Source organism: Geodermatophilus sp. URMC 63 (assembly GCF_053502565.1).
On sequence record NZ_CP199956.1, the window covers coordinates 2,604,121 to 2,629,645 of the forward strand.

Sequence of the window (25,525 nt, forward strand, 5' to 3'; positions counted from 1 at the left end):
TGGTCAGTCGGCCGAGAGGCGGGCAACCGGCTGGACGTTCATCCGTGGCGGGAGGTCGTCGTAGTCCAGGACCCGCACCCGCGGGAATTGCGGCCGGATCGCGGCTCGGACGAAGGGTCGAACCGACCGCCGCGTGAGGATCGCGGGGGGCAGGAGTCCGGCGGGTACCGCGGTCAGCTCACGGCGCAGGGCGTCGGAGAGCCGTCGCCCCCCGCCGTTGTCGACGCCTGCGGCCACGGCGTCCTCGAGCTCGGGGTCCAGGAGGTACACGACCACCGTGGACGTACCCCGAGCCGCGCGGTGGGCGATCTCCTCGCGGAGCGCGGTGCGCACCAGGTCGACTGCCGGCTCACCGCCGGGCGGAAGTCGGCCGTCGAGCTCGGCGTCGGTGAGCACCTCCAGGATGCGCCGCAGGTTGCGGATGGACAGGCCGTCCCGGAGGAGGTCGCGCAGCACCACGGCGAGGCGACTCAGCGGCACGCACGCGCGGGCCACCCGCTCGGCCTCCGGGAACACCAGGGAGAACGTGTCCAGCAACGCATCCGCGGCCGTTGGGTCCATCCATCGGTAGCCGCTCTCGCGGACGACGCCGGCCACGCTGAGCACGAGGAAGCCAAGCGCGTCCCACGTCGTCAGCCCGGCCGCCTCCAGCATCGCGGTCGCGTCCTGCGCGACGATGCTCCCGGGCTGGGACAACCCGGGGATCAGGCAGCTCGTCCCGTCGACCCCCATGAGCCGCAGGCGCTCCGGAGTGTCGTTGACCAGCACCGTGCCGTGTGTCAGGCCGATCCGGGGCAACCCCGGCAGGTCGTCGAGGTCGACGGCGAAACCGCCAGCGGCCAGCGCGGGATCGGCGACGAGATGCAGGGCGGGCAGCCGGAGCCCGAGCTCGTCGAAGAGGCTCTCGCGGAGGAAGGAGAAGGACGGGGCGCCGTCGGCCCGGTGGTCGCAGGTCAGCTGACGCAGGGACGCGGGGTCCATGCGGATGTCGAGACGCGGGCTGCGGAGCGCCCCGGCGAGGGTCTCGGTCACCTCGTCTGTGTCGGCGGCCCCCGTCGCCCGCAGGACATTCCGGACGGTGTCGCCGTCGGCGATCGAGCGCCCGAGGCCGACGACCTGCTGGAGGACGGCGTGGACCCGGTGCTGTGCGTCTGGATCCTCGGCGTCGATGTCGTGCGCCAGGCAGTAAACTTCGACCTGGTCCCTCGTCAGCAGGAGATGCGCCGACTGCGCGGCCGCCTCGCGGCACACCAGCGCCATCCAGTCGGCGACGGCCTCCGCCGGCACCTCGTCGGGCAGGGACGCCGGCACGTCGGCGGTACCGACCGCGTACGCGAACGCCTGCACCACGACGTCCTCCGAGAACCGGCAGGGGCGACCGCCGATCCCCAGCCGTAGCGGAACCGGTTTACCGGTGCTGTCGGACGCCGGGACGACGCCCAGCTCGACCCGGACGGCTCCCGGGATGCCTAGCCGGCGGACCAGCGCGGTGACCTCCGCGGTGACGCGATCCGTCACCGCCTGCGGCGGCGCCTCGGCGACGACACCCGGACCGACCCCGACGGCCACCGTCAGGGTGGCCTCCGCTGCGTGCGTGGCGGTCACGGGACCCCGCCCGGAACAAAATCCACCTGCTGGGCCTCTGCCGGATCCACCAGCTCCTCGGCCGCGAGGACCGGGACCAGAAACTCCGCCGACCGGGTCAGGTGCTCGGCGGCCCGCCGCGCCTCCTCGGTGCCGGTCACGACCGCGAGCCGCCCAGGGGTCTGCGCCCGCATATCGGCCAGCCAGTCCTTGTACCTGCGGGCGGCCGTGGCGGTCCCCGCCTCGAGGGGCCGGCTCATCGCCGCGACCAGCGGGCCCTCGACGTCCTTGGGCACCCCTATGCGCACCGTGCCGGCCTCGTTCCCGGGGAGCAGGTCGTAGCACCGGCGGCGGACGGCGCGCACGAGGTCGGTCACGGCGGCGCCCGTGCCCCCCGCCTCCTGTACTGACTCGAGGACGCGCCGCCAGTCCGTGAGGGGCACTGAGTCCTCGACCAGGGCACGCAGCAGCCGCAGGAGCCGGAACCGCGCGGCGTCGTCGGGAGCGACGGAGGCGAGGAGCTCACCGGCGCCGTCGGACTCCCACGCGGCGAGCAGCGACGCCCCCTCCTCGTAACCGAAGAACGTCCAGAGCGCCGAACGCACCGCCGCCTCGATGCGGTACGCCAGGAACAGGGGCGCCGGTACCGGGCCGTCCTCGGCGGACCGCCCGGAGTCCGCCGGCGGGGTCGGTGACCAGGTCCCCGGCCCGCCGGTGAGCGGGTGTACGTCGACGCGTGGGGCCGGGGGTCCCTCGGGCGGCTGTGGGACGACGGCGAAGAACCCGCCCGGATCCAGGGAGCCGCTGAGCACCGGCACCTCGAAGATCTGGATGACGTACCCGTCGGGGGCCAGCGCCGGATTCCCCCGCATGCGGACCCCGGGGACCGTCACACCGGTATCGGCCAGGATGCGGGCGCGCAGGTCGGGAATCAGCTCGTACAGGAAGTGTCCGTGGTCCCGACGGGAGTCGACGATCGGGACAAGCGCGTCGCCGACCTCGCCGGCGATAGGTGTCACGACGGGGTACACGTCGTCGACCCCGGCGGGGGAGCTGCCGAGGCCGAACGTCTCCTCGAGGTGGGCCCACATCGCCGCCCGCGCCTCGGCGAGCGCCACCCGCCAGGCAGGTGGCGCACCCGCGCGCTCCTCGAGGCGGTCGATCAGGTCGATGACCGCCCAGCAGTCCGCGCTGTCCCGAACCAGTGAGCGGAGTGTCTCGATCGCGGTTGGGGTCCACGCGGGCCAGTCCGGGATCCCGGCCACGAGCGGCTCGGCCCGCGGATCGTGGACCGCCTCCCCGGCGTCCCACCCGCCGGCGCCCGCCCGGATCGCGGACTCGGCGAGCCAGAGGACGAGGACGTCACCGCCAGCCAGGTGGCCGGCGACCTGCTCCATGACATCGTGCAGCAGCCCCTCGGCAGCCTCGCTCTCGTGCCGATGGTGCAGCAGCTGGGCCTGCCGCAGCGCATAGGTCTGCAGGCGGTCAAACAGCACCGCCGTGCGCATCGGTTCCGGGGCGGCGGCGAGGGCCTGGCCCAGGGCATCCAGGGCACCCCGCCAGTCCTCCTGCTCAGCGAGCACGTACGAGAGGTTGAGTTGCGGCCAGACGTTGCCCGGTGACTTCAGCGCGGCCGAGCGCAGCAGCTCCCGAGCCTGGTCGAGCAGGGCGTCGCGGTTGACCGTCGTGACGCAGCAGCGCATCGCCTCGGCGTTGAGGTCGAGGGCTTCCCGATCCGTGGCCGACAGCGAGAAAGCGTCGATCGCGGCCAGGCGGCCGCTCTCCCGCGTGGCCCGTTCGGCGAAGGCCGTGACGGCGGACCAGTCCGCCGCGCCGCCCGCCGCTCTCATCAACCCCAGGAGCAACCTCGTCGCCGCGGTCAGGGCGCGCAGCCGGTCGTGGATGTGGAGCGACTCCTCATAGCGGTCCCGCGCCTCCTGCCAGAGCCCACGCTGCTCGTACAGTTCGGCGCGGGATCGCTGGAGGTCCGCGCGGGCGAAGTGCGGGCCCGGTGGCAGTTCGGCGTCGACCTGGTCCAGTGCTTCGGCGGCCGCGTTCAAGTGCCCCTGTCCGCGCAGGGAGTCGGCGAGCTCGATGCGGACCGACGCGGTGACCGCGTCGAGGCCGAATCGGGTCCACTCCTCGATGGCGTACTGCAGGTCCACATCGGCGGCGTCGTACCGACCCAGGATGCGCAGGGCGATGCCGCGGTTCGACCGCGCCGCCGCCCGCGACCACGCCGCCTCGGGACGATCGGCCACCGCATCGAGGATCCTCGTGTACACGGGGACCGCCTCGCCCTCCCGCCCCTGGGCCGCCAGCACGCTCGCGCGGGCGGCGAGGAGATCCCGCTCGGCGGCGGGGTCCGGGTCCGATTCGAGGTCCTGTGCCAGCCCGTCGACGGCGTCCTGGGCCGCGCGCAGCCGCCCGGCCCGCACCAGGGTGAGGACGTGTTCCAGCATGACGGCGGCCCTGAGCGCGGGCGGTTCCTCGAGCAGCCGGGTCGCCTCGTGCCGGGCCGTGTCCGTGGCCAGGGGATCGAAGGACGACAGGAGCGAGGCGAACCTGCGCGCCACCTCGTACTGCATCACCGGGTCACGCGAGAACTCGGTGCGGGCGAGGTGGAAGGCCTCGTTGGCCACGTCGAAGGCCTTCTCCCACTCGCCCAGCTCGCTGTAGACGCCGCTGAGGTCGGCCCTCGCCAGAACGCGGATGTCCCGGCGGGCTCCCGGCTCCTCGTCGGCCGACCGGATTGCCTCCTGGAACTGGATCACCGCCTGGTCGCGGTCCTCGATCTGCCACAGCAGGGTGCCGAGGCTCTTGCTGCTCAACGGGTCGTTGTAGACGTCGACACCTCGCCAGGTGGTCGCGAGTTCCTGGCGCGCGCGCAGCGCCTCGGGGGTCTTGAGCTCCAGCTCGTAGGTCGAGGCCAGCTCGCCCAGAGCCCATCTGCGCAGGACCTTGGGCAGCTTCTCGTCCTGCGACAGCCGGAGGAAGGTCCGCTCGGCGTGGGCGACGTCGTAGGCGTCTGTGGCCCGGCTCAGACGCTCGTCGAAGTAGTCGATCCAGGCCAGGTGCTCGGGCTGCTGCTGGTCAGGCGGCAGGCGGGTCATGAAGTCCCGGCCGGCCGTGATCAGTGACTTGTTCAGGCCGATGTCGTTGGTCGCCTCCAGCCGCTCGAACTGCATCTGCAGGAAGCTCATCCCACCGTCGAGAGACGCCAGCAGCCGGTGGTAGAGCGAGCCGAGCAGCAGGGCGCTACGCCGCGAGCGGATGAGGGAGTTCAGGCGGCGGAACCGCGCGGGGTCGGCGCGCTTGATCAGGGCGGCCAGCTCCCTGAGGTGCTGATCGGCCTCGACTGCCTCGTCGTACTGCCCCTGGTAGTGGTCGGCCAGGCGCAGATTGAGATTGACGAAGCGTTCCTCGTCCTCGGGGGTCGCGCGCCACCCCCGGAGCAGCGCGTCGCGGGTGTTGTCATGGAGGACGAAGCCGCCCTCGGCGCGGGGCAGCGCGAAGGGGTACTTCACGACCAGGTCGAGCAGTTCCCGGTCCCGCCGTGGATCGCTGTGCTCGCCCCGCAGCACCGAGAAGACCTGCTCATCGACGTGCCGCGGGAGGGCGCAGATCCGGATGGCTTCGGGCAGGTCGGCGTCCCGGCGGCCGGCAGCCTGCAGCACCTGGTCGACGAAGGCACGTTCGATGTCCTCGACGCCCTCGAACTGGGCGAAGAGATCCGTCAGCCTGCTCATGACTGCGGCCGCAGGTAGTCGTCGATGAAGGTGAGGATCTTCTCCAGCGACCAGCCGAGCTGCAGCTTCGACTGGATGAACCGGATGTCGTCATCGTCCGGCGCCGGGCAGCCGTTGAGGACTAAGAACTTGCTGACGTGCTCGGCCTCCCACTCGCTCAGCGACTTGACCGACCGCACGGTGGCCTCGAGCTCCTCCTCCGAGTCGAACAGGGGGCGGAACTCGTCGGGGCGCAGACCGTATCTCGTGTCCGGGGGATCGTAGGGGCGTCCGGCCACCACGACGACGAGCCGGTCGGGCCGCAGGCCGGGGTCGGGATGCAGCGCGTGATTGGCCAGGAACTCGTCCCGGATCCAGTCGCGCAGCTGCAGGTTGCACCGTTCCCAGGTGTCGAACATGACCACGACGGACTGAGTCGCGCAGACCACGCGGAGGTCATCGAAGAACGCCTCGACGCACCTCTGCTGCGCCCGCAGCTCCTGTTCCTCGGTGAACTCCGCGCGCTGCGTGATCTGCGTGATCTGCGCGTTCTGGACGTTTTCCAGGTTCACGCCGGCCGCGCGCGAGCCCTCGGAGACGGTGCCGATGGCGGCCATCGCCGACACGCGGACTCCGGAGGGGCCGTCACCGCTCTCCTCGAAGAGCGTGAAGTCCCTCAGCTCCCTGGCCCCGTTGAGCCGATTAAACTTGGCGAACCGCTTCTGCATCTCGACGCCGGTCACCTTCGTGAGGCCCTTGTGGATGCTCTTGACGAGCGCGAACGGCGAGGGATTGGCAGCCAGCCGGTCCAGCTCGACGAGGCAGCCGGAGGCCTGAGGCTTCATATCGAACTGGCAGTTGTACAGGAGCCGCTTCAGGAGGCTGCTCTTTCCCCGGCCGCCCCGGTCGCAGATCGTGAGCATGCGGCCCTGACCCGTCTCGGTCGACTCCGCCCCGGGAACGATGCGGCGGAACTCCTCCTGCTCGGCATGCCGGTCGATGAGGTCTCGAGGATCGAGTTCGGGCATGGTCCTGCCTCTTCCCGGCAGCCCGTCAGCTCCGACGGCCGGACGGCGGAGGGCGGGCACGGCGACCTGCTGCAACGGCGCGAGGAAGTTCAGGTTAGGTCGCCGCTCTAGCCGGGCCAAGGCAATTCGTCCTGACCGATGCATGGCCGCGCCACCGGCCCTTCCCGTGGTCACCCCGGAGTGCGGCGGGCGGCGGGCGGCGGGCGGCTGGCGGCGGAACTGTCAGCGGCCGGCTTCCGGACTCGACGGGCAGGGTTGACGTAGCCGGCTGGCTCCGAACAATGCCGGAACGGTTGTCTGGACACCTTGCACCGACTCGATCTGGCAAGAGTCGGGTGGCTCAGGACGGTGGCAGCCCAAGCGGCCGGGTCCTTCACGCCAAGGACGGCTGCGGAGTGGTCGCGGTGTGGTCGCGCACTGCCCATAACCGGGCGACAGGCGGCAGGACCCGGTGACCCGAAGGACGGCACCGACCAGCACAGGCGTCATCGGCCGCCACCATCCGACACGTCCGAACTGGGACTTTTAATCCGCAGGCTGGTTGTGGAGGCGGATGGCTCCAGGGCGAGTGGGGTGAAGGCGGCCCACGCATGTCTGTTCGCACAGACGTCACTGCTCAACTGCCTGTGCGCGGCGATCCCCGCACGCGAGCGCGTCATCACGGCCGAGGAGGTCTTCGAGCTCCGCGTACCGCTCCCGGACGTCGTCGCGATGCAGACCCGCCAGCCCAACCTCGAGGGCGCCGGGGAGATCCCGCTGCGCCGGCTGGTCAAGGAGGCGCTGCGGATGCGGCCCTCGCGGATCGTCGTCGGCGAGGTCCGGCAGGAGGAGTGCCTGGACCTGCTCATCGCGCTGAACAGCGGCCTGCCCGGCATGTGCACGCTGCACGCCAACAGCGCCCGCGAGGCGGTGGTGAAGATGTGCACGCTGCCGCTGCTGGCCGGCGACAACATCGGCCACGCGTTCGTCGTCCCGACCGTCGCGGCCAGCGTCGACCTGGTCGTGCACGTCGCCACCGAGCCCTCCGGGCAGCGCCGGGTGCGCGAGATCGTGGCCGTGCCGGGCCGCGCAGAGGACGGCGTGGTCGAGCTGGCCGACGTCTTCACCACCCGCGACGGGCGGCTGGTCCGGGCTGAGGGCTTCCCGCCGCACCCGGAGCGCTTCGCCGCCGCCGGCCACGACCTGGCCGCCCTCCTCGAGGCGCCGGCGTGGACCTGACCGGCGCGCTGCTCGGGTTGCTGCTCGGGGTGGGACTGCTGCTGGTGTGGCGCAGCGGGTCGCGAGCCCCGCAGCCGAGGACGGGACCGCGCCCGCCCGGACGCCGCGCACGGTTGCTCGCCGCGGCAGGCCTGACCGGCATCAACCCGGCCCAGCTGGTCGCCCTGCAGGTGGGGCTCGGGGCGCTGGCGACGGTCGTCGTCCTGCTGACCACCGGCACGGTCACCGTCAGCCTGGCCTTCGGCGTGTTCGGGTTCGTCCTGCCGCTCGTGCAGGTGCGCCGGCTGGCCGCCCGCCGCCGCGCCGACCTGCGCGAAGTGTGGCCGGAGGTGGTCGACAACCTCGCCTCCGCCGTCCGCGCCGGCCTGTCGCTGCCCGAGGCCCTCTCGGCACTGGGCACCCGCGGCCCCGAGGTGCTGCGGCCGCCGTTCCTCCGCTTCGCCGCCGACCACCGCTCCAGCGGCCGCTTCGGCGAGAGCCTCGACCGGCTCAAGACCGACCTCGCCGACCCGGTGGGCGACCGCATCGTCGAGACGCTGCGGGTGGCCCGGGAGGTCGGCGGCAGCGACCTCGGTCGGGTGCTGCGGACGCTGGCCGGCTTCCTGCGCGAGGACGCCCGCGCCCGCGCCGAGCTCGAGACCCGGCAGGGCTGGGTGGTGCAGGCCGCGCGGCTGGCCGTCGGCGCGCCCTGGGTCGTCCTCCTGCTGCTGGCCACCCAGTCGGCGACGCTGGCCGCCTACGACTCCCCGCTGGGCACCGGCCTGCTGCTCGGCGGCGGCGCGGTCTGCCTGGTGGCCTACCGGCTGATGCTGCGGATCGGCCGGCTGCCGCAGGACGTGCGGGTGCTGCAGTGAGTCCGGCGCTGCTGGGGATGCTCCTGGGCGGTGCCGCGGCCGCCGGGCTGCTGCTCGCCGTCGCGTTCGCGCCGCCGTTCCGCTCGGTGCGGCTGGTCGACCGGCTGGCGCCCTACGTGCACGACACCCCACCGCCGTCCCGGCTGCTGGGGACGGCGACCGAGCCCGGGCTGCTCACCGCCGCGCGCCGCGTGTTCGGCCCCGCGGTCACCGACGGCGCCCGGCTGGTCGACCGGGTGCTCGGCGGCCGCGCCGCCGTCCGCCGCCGGCTCGACGCCCTGGGCAGCGACCAGACGGTCGAGGACGTGCGGGTCGAGCAGGTCGTGTGGGGCGGCCTGGGCCTGCTCGGTGCGGCGCTGCTGACCGCGGTCGGGTCGCTGGCGGCCGGCGGCGTCAACGTGCTGTCGGTCGCGCTGCTGTGCCTGGCCGGGGTGCTCGGCGGCGTGCTGGGCCGCGACTGGTGGCTGACGCAGCAGGTGCGCCGGCGGGAGGAGCTCCTGCTCGCGGAGTTCCCGGTGGTGGCCGAGCTGCTGGCGCTGGGGGTGACGGCGGGGGAGAGCCCGACCGCGGCGATCGCCCGCGTCACCCGGCTCTCGGGCGGTGAGCTGGCCCGTGAGCTCGGCTCGGCGCTGGGCCGGGCGCGGGCCGGCGTGCCGCTGACCGAGGCGCTGCAGCAGGTGGCCGACCGGACGTCGGTCGACGCGCTGGCCCGCTTCGTCGACGGCCTGCTCGTGGCCATCGAGCGCGGCACCCCGCTGGCCGAGGTGCTGCGGGCCCAGGCCGCCGACGTCCGGGAGGCCGGCAAGCGCCGGCTGCTGGAGGCCGGCGGCCGCAAGGAGATCCAGATGATGGTCCCGGTCGTGTTCCTGGTGCTGCCGGTCACCGTCCTGTTCGCCCTGTTCCCGGGGCTGATCAGCATCGTCTCGCTGGCGCGGTGAGTGCCGGTGCACAACGGAGGAGGACGAGGGATGGCGGCGTGGGCCTGGGTGCTGACCCTGACGGCGCGGCTGCGGGAGGACGATCCCGAGCGGGGCGACGTCCCCGGCTGGGTGATGATCACGGTGATGACGGCGGCGCTGGTGCTGGCCATCCTCGTCCCGTTCCGCGAGGCGATCGTGGCGGCGGTGACCAACGCGCTGGCGTCGGTCACGAACGGTTGAAGGACCACCCTTCCCCCCACGCCTCGCACGCTCGGCGCGGGCCCCTAAAGGGTGGCCGTTCCAGCACGGTGCGGGACGGCGAGCGGGGGAGCGCGGTCGTCGAGTTCGTGCTGGTGTCGGTGCTGGTCGTGGTGCTGCTCCTGGCGGTGCTGCAGGTGGCCGTCTACGTGCACGTGCGCAACGTGGTGACCGCCGGCGCGCAGGAGGGTGCGCGGTACGCGGCCAACGCCGACGTGCCGGCGTCCGAGGCGGCCGGCCGGACGCTGGCGGTGGTGGCCCGGGCGACGTCGGTGCGGACCGCCGAGGGGCTGGCGTGCACCGCCGCGGAGGAGGTCGACGGCTCCGGGCTGGTGCTGGTGACCGTGCGCTGCCGCGGGGCGGTGCCCACGCTGCTGGCCGGGCTGGGCGACGTGCTGCCGCTGCAGGTGACCGGCCGGGCGGTGGAGGAGGCGCCGTGAGGTGGCTGCGGGCGCGGCTGGGCGGCGGTGAGCGCGGGTCGGCGCTGGTGGAGTTCGTGTTCGTGGCGCTGGTGGTGTTCGTGCCGCTGGTCTACGTGGTGGCCGGGTTCTCGGCGGTGCAGCGCGGGGTGTTCGCCTCGACGGCGGCCGCGCGGGAGGCCGGGCGGGCGCTGGCCACCGCGCCCGACGTCGCCACCGGCCTGGCGCGGGCGCAGCGGGCGGCGCAGCTGGCGGTGGAGGACCAGTCGGTCGAGGCCACCGACGTGCGGGTGGTCTACGCGCCGGCGGGCGCAGGATGCGACGCCGCGGGTGCGTACGCGCCGAGCCTGCTGCCGGGGGAGGAGTTCTCGGTCTGCGCGACGGTGACCGTGCGGATCCCGCTGCTGCCGGAGTTCGTCGACGCCAACACCGCGACCGGGCAGTTCGTCGTCGAGACCGACCGCTACGTCGACCGCTGACCGTGGCCGGTCCCCTCAGTTGATGCAGCTGGTGTCGCCGGCGGTCCGCCCCGGCTCCGCCGGGCCCTCGGCGGCCGACGTCACCGGCGTCACCGCCTGGCCGATGCCGGCGAAGTCCGCGCCGAGGACCAGGTCGACGGTCCCGGCGGTGGCCTCGTCGTCCACCTCGACGACGGCGCCCGGGACCTGCGCGGCGAGCGTGGCGGCCAGCGCCTCGTCGCCAGGGGCGTGCCGGACCGTCGTCCGGTCGTAGTCGCTGCGGTCGGCGTTGCCGAAGCCGCTGACCGGGAAGCCGGCGTCCTCCAGGTCGGCGGCGGCCGCGGCGGCCACGCCGGAGATCCCCGAGCCGTTGTCGACCTGCACCGGCACCTCGGAGGGCGCGACCGTGTCCGGCGCCGCCGGCGCCTCGGGGGCGTCCGGGGACTCCTCGGGCGGTGTCTCGGGCTCGGCGGACAGGTGGGCGAAGAAGTCGTGCAGCGTGTCCTCGTCGGCCAGCTCGACGATGGAGCGGCCCTGCTCGTCCTCGGCGGCGGCGTCGGCGATCGGCACGGTCTCGAACCGGATGCTGTCGGGGGTCACCGACTGCACCTGCCGGGCGAGGTCGAGCAGGTCGAGGTCGCGGTCGACGGTGAGCGACCGGGAGGCCGCCTGGACCAGCCTCCGCTGCGTGCCCAGGTCGAGCAGCACGTCGTCGGAGAGCATCTTGCGCAGCACGCCGGCGAGGAACACCTGCTGGCGGACGATCCGGTCGAGGTCGCCGCGGGGCAGGCCGTGGCGCTGCCGCACGAAGCGCAGTGCGTCGGCGCCCTCGATGACCTGCTCGCCCGCGGGGAAGACCGCGCCGGAGTAGGCGGAGTCGTCGACGGCCTCGCAGAGGTTGACCTCCACGCCGCCGACGACGCTGCTGAGCTGGAAGAAGCCGAGCAGGTCGACCTCGGCGTAGTGGTCGATCTGCAGGCCGGTGAGCCGGCTGATCGTCTGCACCAGCAGCTGCGCGCCCGCGGCCCGCCTCTCCTCGTCGGTCGCGGAGTCGGCTGCCCCCGACCAGCCGTGGGCGTAGGCGGCGTTGAGCTTGTCCCTGCCGTAGCCGGGGATCTCCACGTAGGAGTCCCGTGGGAACGAGACGAACGAGGCCTGCGACCCGTCGGCCGGGACGTGCGCCAGGATCATCGTGTCGGTGTTGATCCCGGAGTCGGTGCCGGCGTCGAGCTCGGCGAGCTGCTCGGGCGTGAGGTCGGCCCGGCTGTCGTTGCCGACCAGCAGCAGGTTCAGCGCCTCGGGGGCGTCCCCGGTCTCGGCGTTCCCCTCGGCGGGGAGGGCGTCGGTGCGGTTGACCGTCGCCTGCGCGACCCGCCCCAGGTACCAGCCCCAGCCGCTGCCGGCCAGCAGCACCAGCGACAGGACGGCGGCCACGGCCCGGGCGAGGACGACGGCCCGTCCGGTGCGGCGTCCGGTCCGGCTGCCGGCGGCCCCGGCGGCGTCCCGGCGGGAGCGGCCAGTGCGGGGGTCGAGCCGCGCAGGGAGCGGCCGACCCGGGAGGTCGCCGTCCTCGGTGCGGTCTGGGCCCACCGCACGGAGGGTAGGGACGAGCGGACCGGGCCAGAAGGGCCTGCGACGCGGGGAGCGCGCCCCGGGGGCCGTGAGCGGACGGCGCGGACGGCGGCCGGTGGCTCCGCCGCGGCCCGTCGTGCTCTGCCCACAGGTGTGGGCAGAGCACGACGTCGCACGGACCCACCGTGTCGGTCCGCCTGGTCCCGGTCGGCGCGGGAGCCGGGGAGGACGACGGGTCCGCGCTCGACGTGTCGGACCACGAGACGACCGAGGCGAGCGACCTGGTCACCGGCTGACCGCCCTCAGCGGACGTACGTCGTCCCCCCGCCGAGGGCGGTCAGCACGATCATGCCGGCGAAGGCGAGGACCAGGAACGCCACCACGACGGCGAACAGCAGCCAGCCGCGCTCCTCGAGTCCGCGCCGCTCGGGGTCGGCCGCGGCGTGCCCGGGCTCGTGCTCGGGCGCCGTGGGTGTCAGGGCGGCGGGGGAGTCCGGTACCTCGGGAGCCGGCGGCGCTCCTGCCGCCGGGCGGTGCGGTTGGTCGACGGGCGCGCTCATGGCGACTCCCTGCGGGGACCGGCCGACGGGGCCGGCAGCCGGGCGCCGGCGGCTCGGCGTCCGCCGCCCACGCTAGGACGGCCGGACACGGCCCGGAGGGGTCGGAGGTCCCTCACGGCAGGGACCGCACGGCACGCCCGGCCCGCCCCGCGGTGGTCAGCCGACGCGCAGCCCCAGCAGCTGGGCCAGCACCACGGCCTGCTCGGCGCGGATGCGGGCGCCGTCCAGGGGCAGGTCGCGCGGGTCGAAGGCGGTGAGGTCGCTGCCGCGCAGGTCCGCCCCCTGCCAGCGGCTGCCCTCCAGTGCCGCGGCCGACAGGTCGGCGTCGGTGACCGTGGCGCCGGTGAGGTCGGCGCCGCGCAGGTCGGCCTCGCGCATCCGCACGCCGGTGAACACGGTGCCGCGCAGGTCGGCGTCGACCAGCGTGACGAACGACCAGTCGCCGCCGCTCACCCGCAGCGGCCGCAGCGAGCAGCCGGCGAAGGCGCTGCCGAGGAAGGTGCAGTCGGTGAACTCCGCGGTGGTGAACGAGCAGCCGGTGAAGCGGCAGCCGCGGAACGCCGAGGCCTCGTGCCGGCCGGCGGACAGGCGGCAGTCGGTGAACGCGCAGTCCTCGAACGTCGCGCCCACCGACCCGGTCTCGCTGAGGTCGACGTCGACGAGGGTGCAGCGGAGGAACGACCGGCCCGACAGGTCCTCGCCGTACCAGTCCTCCCCGCGCAGGGTCTCGTCATCCCGGGCTCCGGTCACCGCGCGGCCCCGGGACGCTCCGGCGGCGGCCGTCGCACGCGGGCGGGGTCAGCCGCCGCGCTTCACCTCGCCCTGCACGATGCCGCCTATCGCCAGCCGCAGCGCCTCGTTGGAGGTGTCTCCCTCGGCCAGCGCGGCGCGCGCGTCCTCGGTCAGCAGCCCGGGGTCGACGTCGTCGAGCCAGGCGACGTCGTCGCCGTTGCGGCGGCCCACCTGCAGCCCGGTGTCGCCCTTGCGGACCACGTACCGGTCACCGTCGATGTCGAGGGTCAGGTCGTCGTTCATGGGCGGCCCCTACCCGCGCGGACGGCGGTACGCACCCGCACGATGACCGGCGTGGAGCCCGAGGACGTGGTCGAGGTGGTCGTCACCGGTCCGGACGCCGGCTGGCTGGCCGGGTACACGCGGACGCTGGTCGAGGAGCGGCTGGCCGCCTGCGGCCACCAGTTCGCCGCGATCCGGTCGGTGTACCGGTGGGAGGATCGGGTGCACGACGACCCCGAGGCCCGCGTCGCCCTGCACACCCGCCGGTCCCTGGTGCCGGCGGTCGTCGCCCGCACCGCCGAGCTGCACCCCTACGACGTCCCCTGCGTGCTCGCCCTGCCGGTGAGCGGCGGCAACGCCGACTACCTGCGCTGGGTGGTCGACCAGACCCGCGAGCCGTAGTCAGACGGAGAGGGCCAGCTTGCCGCGCACGTGCCCCTCGCGGGCCCAGCTCCGCGGCGCCGAAGTCGGCGATGATGACGACCCTGCCGGGGTCGCCGGTCAGCGCGACGAGGTCGCGCACCGAGCCCCTGCCCGCGGTGTCGACCGCGCCGTCGACCCCGTCGGGCGCGATCGCGCACCCGGTCGGCGAGCCCCTCGCCGTAGGGGGTGTGCAGAGCGCCCAGCGAGCGGACGAAGTCGGCGTTCGCCGGACCCGACGTGCCGATCACCTGCAGACCGCGGCTACGGCCACCTGCACGGTCGCGATGCCGACCCCGCCGCTGGCGCCGTCGACGACGACGGTCCGGCCCTCGGGCAGGCCGAGCAGGTCGAGCACCCGCACGGCGGTCTCCCCGGCCACGCCCAGTCCGGCGGCGGCCTCGAAGGAGACGTTGGGCGGCTCGGGCGCCCACGCGCGGAGGACGGCGTGCTCCTCTCGGACGGAGGTGATGTGCCGGCACGGCCCCTGCACGGTCCCGCGCCGAGCCTGCGAGGCGCGGGGGCAGGGGGTCCTCCCTCAGCCCGGCTCGCCGCGCAGCTTGCGCCGGGCCACCACGGCCAGGTCGACCAGCGCCACCGCGCCGAGGACGAACAGCACCACCGCCGGCCAGGTGGGCAGGTCGGTGCGCAGCCACAGGACGCCGGAGACGACGCAGACGACGAGGCCGAAGGCGGCCAGCACCAGCCGCAGCGTCAGCGCGGACTGCGCCGGGGCCGCGCCGAGGATGCCGGCTGTCGGGTCGTGGTGGTCGGGCAGACCCCGCGCGTACTCCTCACGGGTCCGCTCGCGCCGCGGTTCGCTCATGCCGTGGACCTACCCCCGCCGCGAGCGCACTACCCTGGATCGACGTGGCCGCTGACTTCGCCGTCGTCCTGGACGAGCTCGACACGACCCTGACGTCGATCGAGGCCGTCCTCGACGTCGACCGACTCCGCCGGGAGGTCGCCGAGCTCGAGGAGCAGGCCGCCGCCCCGGACCTCTGGAACGACGTCGAGGCCGCCCAGGCGCTGACCTCCAAGCTGTCCTACCTGCAGGGCGACCTGCGCCGGGTCGAGGACCTGCGCCGCCGGCTCGACGACGTCGGCCTGCTGCACGAGATGGCCGCCGAGGAGAGCGACGAGGCCGTCACCGCCGAGGCCGAGCGGGAGCTGAGCGCGCTGCGCAAGGAGATCGACGAGCTCGAGGTCCGCACCCTGCTCAACGGCGAGTACGACTCGCGCGAGGCGCTGGTCACCATCCGGTCGGAGGCCGGCGGCGTCGACGCGGCCGACTTCGCCGAGATGCTCATGCGGATGTACCTGCGCTACGCCGAGCGGCACCGCTACCCCGTCGAGGTCTACGACATCAGCTACGCGGAGGAGGCCGGCATCAAGTCGGCCACCTTCGCGGTCAAGCAGCCCTACGCCTACGGCACGCTGTCGGTCGAGCAGGGCACCCACCGGCTGGTGCGCATCTCGCCGTTCGACAACCAGGGCCGCCGGCAGACGTCGTTCGCCGGGGTGGAGGTGCTGCCGGTCGTCGAGCAGACCGACCACGTCGACATCCCGGAGAACGAGATCCGCATCGACGTCTTCCGGTCCTCCGGCCCCGGCGGGCAGAGCGTCAACACCACCGACTCCGCGGTGCGGATCACCCACCTGCCCACCGGCATCGTCGTCTCCTGCCAGAACGAGAAGAGCCAGATCCAGAACCGCGCCGCGGCGATGCGCGTGCTGCAGGCGCGGCTGCTGGCCAAGCGGCAGGAGGAGCAGCGGGCCGAGATGGACGCGCTGCGCGGTGAGGGCAGCAGCTGGGGCAACCAGATGCGCTCCTACGTCCTGCACCCCTACCAGATGGTCAAGGACCTGCGCACCGAGCAGGAGACCGGCAACACCGGCGCGGTCCTCGACGGTGACATCGACGGCTTCATCGAGGCCGGCATCCGCTGGCGCCGTCAGCAGGAGTCCGTGGCCGCCGGCTGACGGCCGGAGGACGCCGTCCGCCGGCGTCCTCGTGGGGTGCGAGTGACGGCCGGTCAGCCGCCGCGCGACCCGGCCTGCGCGTCCGTGGCGAACCGGTCATCCTGCGGCCCCGGGCAGGTACCGTGGCGCCTCGTGATCGAATTGCAACACGTCACCAAGCTCTACCCGGCCAGCAACCGGCCGGCCCTCGATGACGTGTCGACCGAGATCGACAAGGGCGAGTTCGTCTTCCTCATCGGCTCGTCCGGCTCGGGCAAGTCGACCTTCCTGCGGCTGCTGCTCAAGGAGGACGACCCCACGCGCGGCACGGTCGTCGTCAACGGCAAGACGCTCAACGGCATGAGCAAGTGGCAGGTGCCCAAGCTGCGCCGCTCCATGGGCTGCGTGTTCCAGGACTTCCGGCTGCTGCGCAACCGGACCGTGGCCGAGAACGTCGCCTTCGCGCTCGAGGTCATCAACAAGCCGCACCGCACCATCAAGCGCGTCGTCCCCGAGGTGCTGGAGATGGTCGGCCTCGACGGCAAGGCCAACCGGTTGCCGCACGAGCTCTCCGGTGGTGAGCAGCAGCGGGTCGCGATCGCCCGCGCGTTCGTCAACCGGCCGCTGGTCCTGCTCGCCGACGAGCCCACCGGCAACCTCGACCCGGAGACCAGCGAGGGCATCATGCTGCTGCTGGAGCGGATCAACCGCACCGGCACCACGGTGATCATGGCGACGCACGACTACCACATCGTCGACTCGATGCGCCGCCGCGTGATCGAGCTCAACGGCGGCCAGATCACCCGCGACCAGTCGCGCGGCGTCTACGGCGTCGGCCGGTAACGCCCCTCCGTCGACCCGCACCTCACGCAAGGGAACCCATGCGCGTCAACTTCGTCCTCTCCGAGGTGGCCACCGGGCTGCGTCGCAACCTGACCATGACGGTCGCGATGATCCTGACCACGGCCATCTCGCTCGGTCTCATGGGCACCGGCCTGCTCATCGCCGGGATGATCTCCGACATGAAGGAGATCTACTACGACAAGGTGCAGGTCTCCATCTTCCTGGCCGACGACGTCACCGACGAGCAGCGCAGCGCCATCGAGGCGCAGCTGGCCGACTCCCCGGAGGTGGCCAGCTACATCTACGAGTCCAAGGAGGAGGCCTACGAGCGCTTCCGGCAGCAGTTCAGCCAGCAGCCCGAGCTGGTCGAGAACACCCCGCCGGACGCGCTGCCGGAGAGCTTCCGCGTCGAGCTGGTCAACCCCGAGCGCTACGCGGTCGTCGCGGCGGCGTTCCCCAACGGGCAGAACGGCGTCGACCAGGTGCGCGACGAGGGCGACTTCCTCGACCGCCTGTTCAGCCTGCTCAACGGCGCCCGCAACGCGACCATCGCCGTCGCGGTGGTGCAGGCGCTGGCGGCGTTGCTGCTGATCTCCAACACCATCCAGCTGGCGGCGTTCAACCGGCGCAACGAGACCAACATCATGCGTCTGGTGGGGGCCTCGCGCTGGTACACGCAGCTGCCGTTCATCCTGGAGGCGGCGCTGGCCGGTCTCATCGGCGCGCTGCTCGCCGTCGGCGGGCTGGTGCTCACCAAGGTGCTCTTCGTCGACAAGACGCTCGCCGGTCCGATCAAGGCCGGGATCATCCCGCCGGTCGACTGGAGCGCGATCGCCACGATCAGTCCGATCATCGCCGCGGCCGGCGTGGGCCTGGCCGCCGTGGCCGCCTACGTGACGCTGCGCCTCTACGTCCGGCTCTGACGCCGCGACCCGAGGGACGCCGCGGACTCCGAGGCCCGTGCGTTCCGCGGCCCACGGTGGGTAGTACCGGGCCGGAGCGGACAGGGGAGGGCGGCATGACGACGGTCGACGTCGCCGGGGTGCGCGAGCACGCGGTGGCCGGTGCGGAGGACGTGGACACGGGCCGGGCCGACGTGCGGCCGGCGCTGCGCCGGCTGGGTGCCGTCGGGGCGCTCGGCGCCGAGGACGACGACCCCACCGCGGCGCTGGTGGCCTCGGTCCGGCTGGTCCGCGAGGTGGCGGCGCTGTCCCTGGCCACCGCGTTCTCCGTCTGGTCGCAGCGGATGGTGATCGAGTACCTGCGCTTCTGCCCGCCGCCGCCGTCGATGGCCGGCCTGGTGCGCCAGCTGCGGGCCGGGGAGGTGACCGGGGCGACCGCGCTCGCCCCGGCGGTCGCCGACCCCACCGGCGCCTCCGAGCTGCCCGTGTCGGCGCGGCCGGACGGCAGCGGGTGGCGGCTGTCCGGGACGGTCGGCTGGGCGTCGAACCTCTTCGACGACGCGGTCGTCGTCGTCCCCGTGCAGGCGCCCGACGAGGGCCGGCTGGTCGCGCAGTTCCGGCGCACCGACGACGGCGTCACGCCCACCGAGCCGCACCGGCTGCTCGGGCTCAACGGCACCGGCACCGGCGGGCTGCACCTCGACGGGGTCGCCGTGTCCGCCGACCAGGTGCTCAGCGAGGACCTCACCTCCTTCGTCGCGATGTGCCGGCCGACCAAGCTGCTGCTGCAGACGTCGCTCACCCTGGGCGTGGCCGACGCCGCCCTGGCCGCGGCCGCCCGGCACGCGGGCGGGGTCCTGCGCACCGAGCACGAGGAGCTGGTCGCCGCCCGCGACGACGTCGGCCGGCGGGTGGAGGACCTCGCCGCCGACCGGGTCGGGCTCGGGCCCGGGGGCCTGGCCCGGCTGCGGCTGGCCGGCCTGCAGGTCGCCGCGGACGCCGTCCGGCTGGAGGTGGCCGTCACCGGCGCCGGCGGCTACCGCGCCGGCAGCGCCACCGCCCGCCGGGTCCGGGAGGCGGCGTTCCTGCCGGTGCAGGCGCCCACCTACGCCCAGCTCCGCCGCGAGGTCGCGGCGTCCTGACCGCGCGACCGGGAGGAGCGCCGCGGCGCGCACGGTTAACCTGACGGCATGCCGCGTGAGACAGGGCGCAAGCTCATCGCCCAGAACAAGAAGGCGCGGCACGACTACTCGATCCTCGACACCTACGAGGTCGGCCTGGTGCTCACCGGCACCGAGGTGAAGAGCCTGCGGGCCGGGCGCGCCTCGCTGGTCGACGGCTTCGCCACCGTCGACGACGGCGAGGTGTGGTTGCAGCACGTGCACATCCCCGAGTACACGCAGGGCACCTGGACCAACCACGCTCCGCGGCGCAAGCGCAAGGTGCTCATGCACCGCGAGGAGATCGACAAGCTGATCGGCAAGACCCGCGAGGGCGGCCTGACGCTCGTGCCCCTCGACATCTACTTCAAGGACGGCAAGGTCAAGGCCACGCTCGCGCTGGCCAAGGGCAAGAAGTCCTACGACAAGCGGCAGGACCTCGCCGAGCGCGACTCGCGCCGGGAGATCCAGAAGGCCTTCGGCCGGTACGTGAAGGGACGTCGTTGAGGGGCATCGCGTACGACCGCTTCGGCGGCTCCGAGGTCCTGACACTGCGCGAGGACCTGCCCGAGCCGCCGGTGGGGCCGGACACGGTGCTCGTGCGCGCGCACGCCGCCGGGGTCAACCCGGTCGACGTCGGGATCCGCGAGGGGCACCTGGCCGGGTTCTTCCCGCACCACTTCCCGATCGTCCCGGGCTGGGACCTGGCCGGCACCGTCGAGGCGGTCGGGCCGGCGGTCCACGACCTCGCGCCCGGTGACGAGGTGTTCGGCTACCTGCGTCGTGACGACGTCCAGTGGGGGACCGCCGCCGAGCTGGTGCCCGCGCCACAGCGCTGCGTGGCGCGCAAGCCGGCGTCGCTGTCCTTCGCCGAGGCCGGCGCGCTGCCGCTGGCCGGGCTGACCGCCTACCAGGCGCTCACCGAGGCGCTCGACGTCGGCGAGGGCGACCGCGTGCTCGTCCACCGCGCGAGCGGCGGCGTCGGGTTCTTCGCCGTGCAGATCGCCGTCGCGCTCGGCGCGCACGTCGTCGGCACCGCCAGCCCGCGCAACCACGGCTTCCTCCGCGACGCCGGCGCCGAGGTCCTCGACCACTCCGCCGGGCCGATCAGTGGGCAGCTGTCCGAGCCGGTCGACGCCGTCCTCGACCTCACCGGCGGCGACGCGCTCGCCGACGCGCCGGCTCAGGTGCGCGACGTCGCCCGGATCGCCAGCGTCGTCGACCCGTCGGTCAACGACACGGGTGGGCGCTACGTGTTCGTCCGCCCCGAGCGGCACGACCTCGAGGAGCTCGGTCGCATGGCCGACGCCGGCCAGCTGCGCGTGGCGATCGCCAAGGCGTTCCCGCTGGAGCGCACCGCCGAGGCGCAGGACCTGGTCGCCGGCGGGCACGTGCGCGGCAAGGTCGTCGTCACGCTGCGCTCGTGAGCGTCCCGCCGCCGGCCGACGACGCCGACGTCCCCCGCTTCTGGCGGGAGCTGGGGCTGCCCGGCCTGGTGGACCTGCACGTGCACTTCCTCCCGCCGCGCGTGCAGGCGAAGGTGTGGTCGTACTTCGAGGCGGCGCACACGCACTACGGCACCGAGTGGCCCGTGCAGTACCCGCTGCCCGAGGACGAGCGGCTCGCCGTCCTCGGCCGGCTCGGGGTCCGGGCCTTCCCGACGCTGCCCTACCCGCACAAGGCGGGGATGGCCGCCTGGCTCAACGACTGGTCGCAGGACTTCGCCGCCGCCCACCCGCAGGTGCTGGCGTCGGCCACGTTCTTCCCCGAGCCGGAGGCGCCGCACTACGTCGCCGAGGCGCTCGACCGCGGCGTGCGGGTGTTCAAGGTGCACGTGCAGGTGGGCGCCTTCGACCCGCGCGACGCGCTGCTCGAGCCGGTGTGGGCGCGGTTGGAGGAGACCGGGACGCCGGTGGTCATCCACTGCGGGTCCGGTCCGCTGCGCGGCGAGCACACCGGCCCGGCGCCGATGACCGGCCTGCTCGAGCGCCACCCGCGGCTGCAGCTGGTCATCGCCCACCTCGGCATGCCGGAGTACCGGGAGTTCCTCGACCTGGCCGAGCGGTACGAGCGGGTGCACCTGGACACCACGATGTTCGCCACCGCCTTCACCGAGCGGCTGATGCCCTTCGACCCCGCCGATCGGCCGCGGCTGGCCGCGCTGCGCGACAAGGTGCTGCTCGGCAGCGACTTCCCGTCGATCCCGTACCCCTACGCCGAGCAGCTCGCGGCGCTGGCCGGCCTCGACCTGGGTGACGACTGGCTGCGCTCGGTGCTCTGGCACAACGGCGCCCGCCTGTTCGGGGTGGCCGCCTGAGGCTCCGCCGTCCCCGGCGCCCCCGTGCCCTCGCCGAGGAGGCCGGCGCCCGACGCCTCGGCGGCTACACCGAGCCGCACGAGGACGTGCGGATCCACGCCGACCCCGACGGCCACCCGTTCTGCCTGTTCATGCGGCCCGGCGAGCGCTGACCCGAGCGGCACAGGGCACTTGGCCACTGGTCCCGCGGACCGCCGCGGGTGTCGGCTGGACGCGTCGTCCCACCGGGAGGAGCGGACATGACCGGGACCCCTGCCGACCGGACGGTCGCCGTCGAGGACGGCACGGTCACCGTTGCCGGCGTCCGCTCGCCGTACCTGCACGCGGGCCCGGCGGACGCCGACGAGGCCGTCGTGTTCGTGCACGGCAACCCCGGTCCGGCCGAGGACTGGCGGCGCCTGGTCGGCCGCACCGGCGCCTTCGCCCGCGCCGTGGCGCCGGACATGCCCGGCTTCGGCGGCGCGGACAAGCCCGACTCCTTCGTCTACACCGTCGACGGCTACGCCCGGCACCTCGGCGGCGTCCTCGACGAGCTCGGCATCCGTCGCGCGCACCTGGTGCTGCACGACTTCGGCGGGGCGTGGGGGCTGTGGTGGGCGGCCGACCACCCCGACCGCTTCGCCAGCGCGACGCTGCTGGACATCGGGGTCCTCCGCGGCTACCGCTGGCACTCCCTGGCGCGCATCTGGCGCACCTCGGGACTGGGCGAGGTGTTCCTGCGGACCAGCACCCGCGCGGCGTCGCAGCGGTTGCTGCGCCGAGGGACTCCCCGCGGCCTGCCGCGCGAGGCGCTGGACCGGATGTACGACAGCCTCAAGGACCGCGGCACCCAGCGCGCCGTCCTCCGGCTGTACCGGGCCACCGACATCGCCGCCGTCTCCGAGGACCTGCACCGGCGACTGCACGGCAGCGACCGGCCGGTGCTGGCGGTGTGGGGACGGCACGACCCCTACCTGCCGGTGGCCTACGCCGACCGGCAGCGCGAGACGTTCCCCGGTGCAGAGGTCGTCGTGCTCGACGACAGCGGCCACTGGCCGATGCTCGACGACCCCGTGGCCCTGGAGGCCGCCGTCCTCCCGTTCCTGGAGCGGGTCACCGCCGGCAGCCGGGTGCCGGCGGACTCCCGGTAGCGACGGCGGGACGTCGCCACCGGTGCCGCCCGCGTCCCGGGCTGCGGCCCCGTGCCCGGACCCTCGCGGCCGCACCGAGCCGCACGAGGACGCGCGGGTCCACGCCATCCCGGCGCGTCACCCGTTCACCTCGTCGTGCGGCTGGGCCGGCCGCGCGGCCGACTACGCGCTCGGCGGCTGGTAGTGCGCCTGCACCTGACCCGCGGCGTCGACCTCCTCGGGGGTCATGAGGACGACGGTGCGCACGTGGACCGCCGCGCTGGCGTTGACCGTGAGCGCGATCGCGGCCGCGGTCCGGGCGTCGGGGAGGTCCACGATCGTGTAGACGTCGTCGGTGCCGAAGGCGAAGTCGAAGCTCTCCACCCGCCCGCCGGCGTCGGCGCACATCTTCTCGATGGCCGCGCGCCGGGCCGTGCCGCCCGAAGCCAGCACGGCCTTCGACCCCTGCGGTGTGTAGGTGGCGATGAAGAGGTACCGGGGCATGTCGACCTCCTGGGCTCGACCCCCGTGCGACCCGGATGCTCCCGACGGGCGCCGCCCGGCCGCAACGCCCGTGCGCGCGGCGACACCGGCGACGGCGTGGCGGCGACACAGCGTCGGGCCGCGGAACTCGGTCGCAACGCCGCCTGAGCGGACCTACCCTCCGGTGCCGTGCCCGACCTGCCCGACCTGCCCGACCTGCCCGACCTGCCCGACCTGCCCGACCTGCCCGACCTGCCCTACGGCCTCACCGGCCGGCCCCTCACCCTCGCCGACGCGGACGCCGCTGCCGGGTTGCTGGCCGCCGCCGAGGCCGTCGACGACACCGGTGAGCACGAGGACGCCGCCGACCTCACCGAGTGGTGGAGCCGCGAGACCGTCGACCTGGCCCGCGACGGCCGGGCCGTGGTCGACGCCGACGGCCGGCTGGTGGCCTGGGCGACGTCGATCGTCCCGCGCGGTGGTCGTGACGCCTTCCGCATCTGGTCCGAAGGGCGGGTGCACCCTGCCGCGCGCGGCCGTGGCGTGGGTCGGGCGCTGGTGGCCTGGCAGGTGCGCCGTGGCACCGAGCAGCACGCCGCGCTCGGGGGCGGGCTGCCGGGCCGGCTGGTGGCGGACACCTCCCCGGCGATGACGACAGCGGCGCGGCTGTTCGCCCGTGCCGGGTTCGAGGTCGAGCGGTACTACCACGTGATGGAGCGCCCCCTCGACGACCGGCCGGCGCCCCGGCCGCTGCCGGGCGTCGACCTGGTGCCCTTCCCCTGGGCCCGCGACGACGAGGTCCGCCGCGTGCACAACGCCTGCTTCACCGCGCACCACGGGTCCGCCGAGCGGGACGAGGTGGCCTGGCGGAACTGGTTCACCGGGCAGCGCGCCTTCCGACCCGACCTGTCCGTGCTGGCGCTCGTCGACGGCGCCGTCGCCGGCTACGTGCTCGGCTACGTGTACGAGGCCGACACCCGGGCCACGGGCGTGCCGACCCTGCACCTCGGCCAGGTCGGCGTCCTGCCCGCCGCGCGCGGCCGGGGCGTGGCGACGGCGGCCATCGCCGCGGCGCTGCGGGCCGCGGCGGACGACGGCTGTGCCAGGGCCTCGCTCGACGTCGACACCGAGAACTCCACCGGTGCCCTCGCCCTGTACGAGCGGGTCGGCTTCCGCACCGTCCGCACCCGGACGGCCTGGGCGTACCCGCTGCCCCGGCCGGCTGACCCGGCCGCTGGCTAGGGTGCCCGGCATGGTCAGTGCCGATCAGCTCGCGTCCCTCGACCCCGCTGCCGTCGGCCGCGCGCACCGCGCCGTCGAGCCGCTGCACAACCACGTGTACTTCGTGCCGGAGACCGAGCAGCACCTGACCGCCGCCGGGCTGCGGCCGGGGCGGATGGTCTACTTCGCCGGACGGTCGGCCCCCATGGGCGCCGTCGGCCCGGGCGTGGTGACGGCGACCTTCTCCAACTTCTCGCCGGCGATCGTGGCCCGGCACGTCCCGCGGGCGTGGACCCTGGCCTCTCCCGAGCAGGTCGTGACCGCGCGGCTGGCCGCCGCGCGCGCCTCGCTGACCCGGCTGCTCGGCGGCGAGCAGGCCGCGGCCGCACCGGAGGTCGCCGAGCTGGGCGACCTGCTCGCCGAGGCCTGCACCGTGCTCACCGCCGAGGGCCGCCCGCTCTACGCCGGCCACGCCGACCTGCCCTGGCCCGAGGACCCGGTCGGCCGGCTGTGGCACGGCGCCACCCTGCTGCGGGAGTGGCGTGGCGACGCGCACGTCGCCGTCCTCGTGCGACACGAGCTGTCGGGGATGGAGGCGCTGCAGACCCACGTCGCCACCGGCCGGGCCTTCCTCGAGCCGGTCGCGCAGACCCTGCGCGGCTGGACCGACGAGGAGTGGGCCGCCGGCTGGGCGCGGCTGGCCGGGCGCGGCCTGGTCGCCGACCGCACCCTCACCGAGGCCGGGCAGCGGCTGCGGGCCGACCTCGAGGCCGAGACCGACGCGCTCTCGACCACCCCGTGGTCGCACCTGGGCCCCGAGCGCACCGCCCGCGTGGTCGAGCTGGGCAAGCAGCTGTCGGGCACCGTCGTGGCGGCCGGCGCCTACCCGGCCGGGGTCTTCGCCGGCCGGTGACCCGCCTGCCCGAGGCCCCGGACGAGGGCCCGACCGCCGACCTGCTGCGCGCCCGCCGGCGGGGCGTCCTGACCACCCTCGACCGGCTGCTGCTGCACAGCCCGCCGGTGGCCGAGGGCTGGAACGCGCTGCTCGGCGCGCTGCGCGGCGGGACGACGCTGCCCGACGACCTGCGCGAGCTGGTGGTGCTGCGGGTCGCCGTCCTCAACGCCGCCAAGTTCGAGTGGACGTCGCACGCGCCCATCGCCCGCCGCGCCGGGCTCACCGACCTGCACCTGCGGGTGCTGCGCGCCGACGACGCGCTCGCCGAGCCGGTCTGGTCGCCGGTGCAGGCCGCCGTCCTGCGCTTCACCGACACCTCGACCCGCAGCGTCGCCGTCCCCGACGCCGTCTTCACCGCACTGCGGGAGCACCTCGACGACCGGCAGGTCGTGGAGCTCGCCGTGCTGGTCGGCGGCTACGCGATGGTGTCGCGGTTCCTCGTCGCCCTGGACGTCCCGCCGTCGACGGGAGAGGTCCCCGGCTGAGCCGGTCCTCTCCGGAGGGTGGGTGCCGACCATGACCCGGCCGAGGGGCACCTCA

Annotated in this window: 28 protein-coding genes and 1 pseudogene; 19 read left to right on the top strand and 10 right to left on the bottom strand. The window is 74.2% G+C overall.

The annotated features are described in order from the left end of the window. Nucleotides 1-3 precede the first annotated feature (3 nt). From ACWIZO_RS12705 to ACWIZO_RS12715, 3 genes are read right to left on the bottom strand one after another with little or no spacing between them, the layout of a single operon-like run. Entirely contained in the window at nt 4-1,605 is a 1,602-nt protein-coding gene (locus ACWIZO_RS12705; RefSeq protein WP_448642791.1) for an FHIPEP family type III secretion protein, read from the bottom strand. Next, the gene (locus ACWIZO_RS12710) at nt 1,602-5,333 is read right to left on the bottom strand and encodes an FHIPEP family type III secretion protein (protein ID WP_448642792.1); all 3,732 of its coding nucleotides are present in this window, start codon (nt 5,331-5,333) and stop codon (nt 1,602-1,604) included. Before ACWIZO_RS12710 ends, ACWIZO_RS12705 begins: the two co-directional genes overlap by 4 nt. Next, nucleotides 5,330-6,340: a hypothetical protein gene (locus ACWIZO_RS12715; protein WP_448642793.1), complete on the bottom strand. Its 1,011-nt coding sequence runs from the start codon at nt 6,338-6,340 to the stop codon at nt 5,330-5,332. Before ACWIZO_RS12715 ends, ACWIZO_RS12710 begins: the two co-directional genes overlap by 4 nt. 573 nt (nt 6,341-6,913) lie before the next feature. Here ACWIZO_RS12715 and ACWIZO_RS12720 point away from each other — a divergent pair. The 6 genes from ACWIZO_RS12720 (at nt 6,914) to ACWIZO_RS12745 (ending at nt 10,488) form a co-directional block, all read left to right on the top strand. Further along, on the top strand, nt 6,914-7,558 hold the full coding sequence (locus tag ACWIZO_RS12720; RefSeq protein ID WP_448642794.1) for a CpaF family protein: 645 nt from the start codon (nt 6,914-6,916) through the stop codon (nt 7,556-7,558). Continuing rightward, the gene (locus ACWIZO_RS12725) at nt 7,549-8,412 is read left to right on the top strand and encodes a type II secretion system F family protein (protein WP_448642795.1); all 864 of its coding nucleotides are present in this window, start codon (nt 7,549-7,551) and stop codon (nt 8,410-8,412) included. The genes ACWIZO_RS12720 and ACWIZO_RS12725 overlap by 10 nt, the downstream gene beginning before the upstream one ends. Next, nucleotides 8,409-9,350 carry a type II secretion system F family protein gene (locus ACWIZO_RS12730; RefSeq protein WP_448642796.1) on the top strand — a complete coding sequence of 314 codons (942 nt, stop codon included), beginning with the start codon at nt 8,409-8,411 and terminating at the stop codon, nt 9,348-9,350. The genes ACWIZO_RS12725 and ACWIZO_RS12730 overlap by 4 nt, the downstream gene beginning before the upstream one ends. A gap of 30 nt (nt 9,351-9,380) precedes the next feature. After that, on the top strand, nt 9,381-9,572 hold the full coding sequence (locus ACWIZO_RS12735) for a hypothetical protein (RefSeq protein WP_448642797.1): 192 nt from the start codon (nt 9,381-9,383) through the stop codon (nt 9,570-9,572). A 68-nt stretch (nt 9,573-9,640) separates the two neighbouring features. Further along, the gene (locus ACWIZO_RS12740) at nt 9,641-10,030 is read left to right on the top strand and encodes a TadE/TadG family type IV pilus assembly protein (RefSeq protein WP_448642798.1); all 390 of its coding nucleotides are present in this window, start codon (nt 9,641-9,643) and stop codon (nt 10,028-10,030) included. Next, a complete protein-coding gene (locus ACWIZO_RS12745; RefSeq protein WP_448642799.1) occupies nt 10,027-10,488 on the top strand; it encodes a hypothetical protein in 462 nt (153 codons plus the stop codon). Before ACWIZO_RS12740 ends, ACWIZO_RS12745 begins: the two co-directional genes overlap by 4 nt. Before the next feature lie 15 nt (nt 10,489-10,503). Here the strand turns inward: ACWIZO_RS12745 and ACWIZO_RS12750 are convergent, their stop codons facing one another. The 4 genes from ACWIZO_RS12750 to ACWIZO_RS12765 all read right to left on the bottom strand — a co-directional run bounded on the left by ACWIZO_RS12750 (nt 10,504) and on the right by ACWIZO_RS12765 (nt 13,634). Then, nucleotides 10,504-12,057 (bottom strand): LCP family protein, encoded by a 1,554-nt coding sequence (locus ACWIZO_RS12750; protein ID WP_448642800.1) that lies wholly within the window; start codon nt 12,055-12,057, stop codon nt 10,504-10,506. A 284-nt stretch (nt 12,058-12,341) separates the two neighbouring features. Next, nucleotides 12,342-12,599, bottom strand: a complete 258-nt coding sequence (locus ACWIZO_RS12755) for a hypothetical protein (RefSeq protein ID WP_448642801.1) — start codon at nt 12,597-12,599, stop codon at nt 12,342-12,344. 156 nt (nt 12,600-12,755) lie between these two features. Continuing rightward, nucleotides 12,756-13,349, bottom strand: coding sequence for a pentapeptide repeat-containing protein (locus tag ACWIZO_RS12760; protein ID WP_448642802.1), 594 nt, complete (start codon nt 13,347-13,349; stop codon nt 12,756-12,758). A 48-nt stretch (nt 13,350-13,397) separates the two neighbouring features. Continuing rightward, nucleotides 13,398-13,634, bottom strand: coding sequence for a hypothetical protein (locus tag ACWIZO_RS12765; RefSeq protein ID WP_446759052.1), 237 nt, complete (start codon nt 13,632-13,634; stop codon nt 13,398-13,400). A 42-nt stretch (nt 13,635-13,676) separates the two neighbouring features. Here ACWIZO_RS12765 and cutA point away from each other — a divergent pair, with 42 nt between their 5' ends. Then, nucleotides 13,677-14,015: a divalent-cation tolerance protein CutA gene (cutA, locus tag ACWIZO_RS12770; RefSeq protein WP_448642803.1), complete on the top strand. Its 339-nt coding sequence runs from the start codon at nt 13,677-13,679 to the stop codon at nt 14,013-14,015. On the opposite strand, the pseudogene ACWIZO_RS12775 reads toward cutA, so the two are convergent. Then, a pseudogene (locus tag ACWIZO_RS12775) lies at nt 13,921-14,487 on the bottom strand (zinc-binding dehydrogenase); the annotation flags it as partial. The gene cutA and the pseudogene ACWIZO_RS12775 overlap by 95 nt on opposite strands. Before the next feature lie 84 nt (nt 14,488-14,571). Then, nucleotides 14,572-14,859: a DUF6343 family protein gene (locus ACWIZO_RS12780; RefSeq protein ID WP_448642804.1), complete on the bottom strand. Its 288-nt coding sequence runs from the start codon at nt 14,857-14,859 to the stop codon at nt 14,572-14,574. Between the two features lie 44 nt (nt 14,860-14,903). Between ACWIZO_RS12780 and prfB the strand changes: the two genes are divergently transcribed. The 9 genes from prfB (at nt 14,904) to ACWIZO_RS12825 (ending at nt 22,347) form a co-directional block, all read left to right on the top strand. Next, nucleotides 14,904-16,016, top strand: a complete 1,113-nt coding sequence (prfB, locus tag ACWIZO_RS12785; RefSeq protein ID WP_448642805.1) for a peptide chain release factor 2 — start codon at nt 14,904-14,906, stop codon at nt 16,014-16,016. 132 nt (nt 16,017-16,148) lie between these two features. Further along, on the top strand, nt 16,149-16,838 hold the full coding sequence (gene ftsE, locus ACWIZO_RS12790; RefSeq protein WP_446759057.1) for a cell division ATP-binding protein FtsE: 690 nt from the start codon (nt 16,149-16,151) through the stop codon (nt 16,836-16,838). Nucleotides 16,839-16,876: 38 nt separating this feature from the next. Then, nucleotides 16,877-17,761 carry a permease-like cell division protein FtsX gene (ftsX, locus tag ACWIZO_RS12795; protein WP_446759058.1) on the top strand — a complete coding sequence of 295 codons (885 nt, stop codon included), beginning with the start codon at nt 16,877-16,879 and terminating at the stop codon, nt 17,759-17,761. A gap of 95 nt (nt 17,762-17,856) precedes the next feature. After that, nucleotides 17,857-18,882: a hypothetical protein gene (locus ACWIZO_RS12800; RefSeq protein WP_448642806.1), complete on the top strand. Its 1,026-nt coding sequence runs from the start codon at nt 17,857-17,859 to the stop codon at nt 18,880-18,882. Between the two features lie 48 nt (nt 18,883-18,930). After that, nucleotides 18,931-19,407 carry an SsrA-binding protein SmpB gene (smpB, locus tag ACWIZO_RS12805; protein ID WP_448642807.1) on the top strand — a complete coding sequence of 159 codons (477 nt, stop codon included), beginning with the start codon at nt 18,931-18,933 and terminating at the stop codon, nt 19,405-19,407. Beyond that, complete coding sequence (locus ACWIZO_RS12810; protein WP_448642808.1) at nt 19,404-20,327, top strand: NADP-dependent oxidoreductase; 924 nt, start codon at nt 19,404-19,406, stop codon at nt 20,325-20,327. The genes smpB and ACWIZO_RS12810 overlap by 4 nt, the downstream gene beginning before the upstream one ends. Then, nucleotides 20,324-21,217: an amidohydrolase family protein gene (locus ACWIZO_RS12815; RefSeq protein WP_448642809.1), complete on the top strand. Its 894-nt coding sequence runs from the start codon at nt 20,324-20,326 to the stop codon at nt 21,215-21,217. Before ACWIZO_RS12810 ends, ACWIZO_RS12815 begins: the two co-directional genes overlap by 4 nt. Continuing rightward, nucleotides 21,214-21,369 (top strand): VOC family protein, encoded by a 156-nt coding sequence (locus ACWIZO_RS12820; protein WP_448642949.1) that lies wholly within the window; start codon nt 21,214-21,216, stop codon nt 21,367-21,369. Before ACWIZO_RS12815 ends, ACWIZO_RS12820 begins: the two co-directional genes overlap by 4 nt. Before the next feature lie 87 nt (nt 21,370-21,456). Then, nucleotides 21,457-22,347, top strand: a complete 891-nt coding sequence (locus ACWIZO_RS12825) for an alpha/beta fold hydrolase (RefSeq protein ID WP_448642810.1) — start codon at nt 21,457-21,459, stop codon at nt 22,345-22,347. 162 nt (nt 22,348-22,509) lie between these two features. Here the strand turns inward: ACWIZO_RS12825 and ACWIZO_RS12830 are convergent, their stop codons facing one another. After that, nucleotides 22,510-22,830, bottom strand: coding sequence for a GYD domain-containing protein (locus ACWIZO_RS12830; protein ID WP_448642811.1), 321 nt, complete (start codon nt 22,828-22,830; stop codon nt 22,510-22,512). Nucleotides 22,831-22,998: 168 nt separating this feature from the next. On the opposite strand from ACWIZO_RS12830, the gene ACWIZO_RS12835 reads away from it, so the two are divergent. Genes ACWIZO_RS12835 through ACWIZO_RS12845 form a run of 3 tightly spaced genes read left to right on the top strand, consistent with a single transcriptional unit; the run spans nt 22,999 to nt 25,470 of the window. Then, entirely contained in the window at nt 22,999-24,051 is a 1,053-nt protein-coding gene (locus ACWIZO_RS12835) for a GNAT family N-acetyltransferase (protein WP_448642812.1), read from the top strand. A gap of 10 nt (nt 24,052-24,061) precedes the next feature. Further along, the gene (locus ACWIZO_RS12840) at nt 24,062-24,943 is read left to right on the top strand and encodes an SCO6745 family protein (RefSeq protein ID WP_448642813.1); all 882 of its coding nucleotides are present in this window, start codon (nt 24,062-24,064) and stop codon (nt 24,941-24,943) included. Continuing rightward, nucleotides 24,940-25,470 carry a carboxymuconolactone decarboxylase family protein gene (locus tag ACWIZO_RS12845; protein WP_448642814.1) on the top strand — a complete coding sequence of 177 codons (531 nt, stop codon included), beginning with the start codon at nt 24,940-24,942 and terminating at the stop codon, nt 25,468-25,470. The genes ACWIZO_RS12840 and ACWIZO_RS12845 overlap by 4 nt, the downstream gene beginning before the upstream one ends. Nucleotides 25,471-25,525: the final 55 nt, after the last annotated feature.